This window comes from Streptomyces sp. NPDC002623, from assembly GCF_053592635.1.
On the sequence record NZ_JBSFWB010000099.1, the window covers coordinates 1 to 2,378 of the forward strand.

3 protein-coding genes and 1 pseudogene are annotated in these 2,378 nt (G+C 70.2%); all 4 read right to left on the minus strand.

All coding sequences use genetic code 11. The features are described 5' to 3' along the window. Window positions 1-239 (minus strand): Cgl0159 family (beta/alpha)8-fold protein (locus tag ACWD4O_RS48650; protein ID WP_451289581.1); only part of this gene is annotated, 239 nt, incomplete at its 3' end. Window positions 240-243: 4 nt separating this feature from the next. Continuing rightward, window positions 244-1,212: a 5-dehydro-2-deoxygluconokinase gene (iolC, locus tag ACWD4O_RS48655; protein ID WP_451289582.1), complete on the minus strand. Its 969-nt coding sequence runs from the start codon at window positions 1,210-1,212 to the stop codon at window positions 244-246. Window positions 1,213-1,310: 98 nt separating this feature from the next. Further along, window positions 1,311-2,168 carry a sugar phosphate isomerase/epimerase family protein gene (locus ACWD4O_RS48660; RefSeq protein WP_451289583.1) on the minus strand — a complete coding sequence of 286 codons (858 nt, stop codon included), beginning with the start codon at window positions 2,166-2,168 and terminating at the stop codon, window positions 1,311-1,313. 75 nt (window positions 2,169-2,243) lie between these two features. Then, a pseudogene (locus ACWD4O_RS48665) lies at window positions 2,244-2,378 on the minus strand (sugar ABC transporter ATP-binding protein); the annotation flags it as partial.

Sequence of the window (2,378 nt, forward strand, 5' to 3'; positions counted from 1 at the left end):
CCCGGCCGCTCCAGCGCGACGCACAGCCGGTCCAGCAGCTCGAAGCGGTCGGCCATCGCGTTCGGGTCGCCGCCGACGCCGTTGGCGCCCCGCGCCGGATGGTCCGCCGCGACGATCATGGCCTTGCCGTGCTCGCCCAGCAGCGAGGTGGCCTTCACCCGGCGCGCGGCGGCGGCCGCGACGGCGCCTGGGTCGCCCACCCGGGCGGCCACGATCCGGCTCACGTTCTCGGACAGCACGTCGTCACGCCTTTCGTTCGGAGGAGGCGAGGGACGCCTCACGGAGCTTGGTGTCGACCTCGGCCTCGGTCGGCATCGCCTCGGAGCAGGCCAGCCGGCCCGCGACGATGGCGCCGGCGGCGTTGGCGAAGGACACGGTGCGACGGGTGTCCCAGCCGGCCAGCAGGCCGTGGCAGAGCGCGCCGCCGAACGCGTCACCGGCGCCCAGCCCGTTGACCACGTCGACCGGAACCGGCGGGATCTCGACGGCCGCGCCGTCCCGGTCCATCGCGAGCACACCGCGCGGCCCCTGCTTCACCACCGCCAGCTCCACACCCGCCGCCAGCAGCGCCTTCGCCGCCGCATACGGCTCCCGCTCCCCGGTCGCCACCTCGCACTCGTCGAGGTTGCCGACCGCGACGGTCGTGTGCCGCAGGGCTTCCTTGTAGTACGCCCGCGCCTCGGACGGGTCCGACCAGAACATCGGCCGCCAGTCGAGGTCGAAGACGGTGGAGCCGGACTTGGCCCGGTGCGCCAGCGCCGCCAGCGTCGCCGACCGGCTCGGCTCCTCGCACAGCCCGGTCCCGGTCACCCAGAAGATCGCTGCGTCCCGCACCGCCTCCAGGTCCAGCTCACCCGCACCGATGTCCAGGTCGGGAGCCTTCGGCAGCCGGTAGAAGTACAGCGGGAAGTCGTCCGGCGGGAAGATCTCGCAGAACGTCACCGGCGTCGGCGCGGTGTCCGACACCCCCACGAACCCCGCGTCGACCCCGTACCCGTCCAGGGCCGTACGCACGAACTCGCCGAACGGATCCCGGCCCGTCTTCGTGATCACGGCCGCCGAACGCCCGTACCGGGCGGCGGCCACCGCCACGTTCGTCGGACTGCCGCCCAGGTACTTGCCGAACGAAGTGACCTCCGCAAGTCCCACGCCTGTCTGAAGTGGATACACGTCCACCCCCACGCGACCCATGGTCAGCACTTCGAACGGCATCTCGCTGGTTTCCTTTCGGTGGTGGCTGTTAAAGCGCTTTAAGAAAAGCGCGGCCGGCGCCCGTGCTCACGGGCCGGCGCAGGGGGGAGGGGGAGCGGCTACTGCGCCGCGGACAGGTACTCGGTGATCTTGTCGCGCATGAACACCGAGGATTCCTTCGCCCGTTCCTCCCAGGCGAAGACGCAGGCGGTCAGCGTGCCGTCGAAGCCGTTCGCGCGCAGCTCGCGGAAGAGCTCGTCGAAGTCGACCTCACCCTCGCCCATGTCGAGATGCTGGTGGATACGGGCCGTGGTGCCCGGCGGGTTGAGGATGTAGCGGTTGCCCGAGGACGCCGTGTGGTCGAAGGCGTCGGCCAGGTGGACGTGGGTGAGCAGGTCGCCCGCGTACTTGATGATGCCGGGGGCGTCGTTTCCGATGTGGAAGGTGTGCGGGGCGCAGTACAGGAAGCTGACGCTGGGGTGGTTGATGCCGCGGATCAGGTTGACGGCGTCGTAACCGTTCTCGATGAAGTCGTCCGGATGCGGCTCCAGGGTGAGCCGGATGCCCTCCCGTTCGAACACCGGCAGCAGCTCGTCCAGCGACTTCCAGAACTGGGCCTCGCTGCGGTCCGAGTCCTCGGGCCGCCCGTTGAACTCCGAGATGATGCTGTCCACGCCGAGGTCCGCGGCGATCTGGATCGACCGCTTCCAGTACCGTACGGCCGCCTGCCGGGCATCCTCGTCGGGGCCGGACCAGCGGAACAGCGGCAGCAGGGAGGAGACGCCGACGCCCGCCGTGTCCAGCGCCTTGCGGAACCTGCGCACGGTGGCGTCGTCCACGCGGGGGTGCCGGAAGAACGGGATGAAGTCCTCCCGGGGGGACAGCTCGATCCACTCGTAGCCCAACTCGGCCACCACGGCGGGGAGTTCGAGCAGCGGCACGTTGCGGATCATGTAGGGGTCGAGGGCGATCTTCACGACGGGTTGCCTTCCGGTGTGTCGGTCGTCGGTAGTCAGCTGTCAGCTGTCAGCTGTCAGCTGTCGGTCAGGAGGTCAGGAGGTCGGGGGCACGGTCACGGCGTCGGGGAGTTCCTCGACGTCGACGCCGCGGACCTGGGCCAGCTCGTGTTTGAGGGCGGCGAGTTCGGTGCCGCCGGCCATGTGGTTGGTGAGCTCTTCGAGGCTGAC

What these genes read in the sequence shown, in the direction of transcription:
- iolC (WP_451289582.1), bottom strand. Translation starts at nt 1,212, where the DNA reads ATGCCGTTCGAAGTGCTGACCATGGGTCGCGTGGGGGTGGACGTGTAT.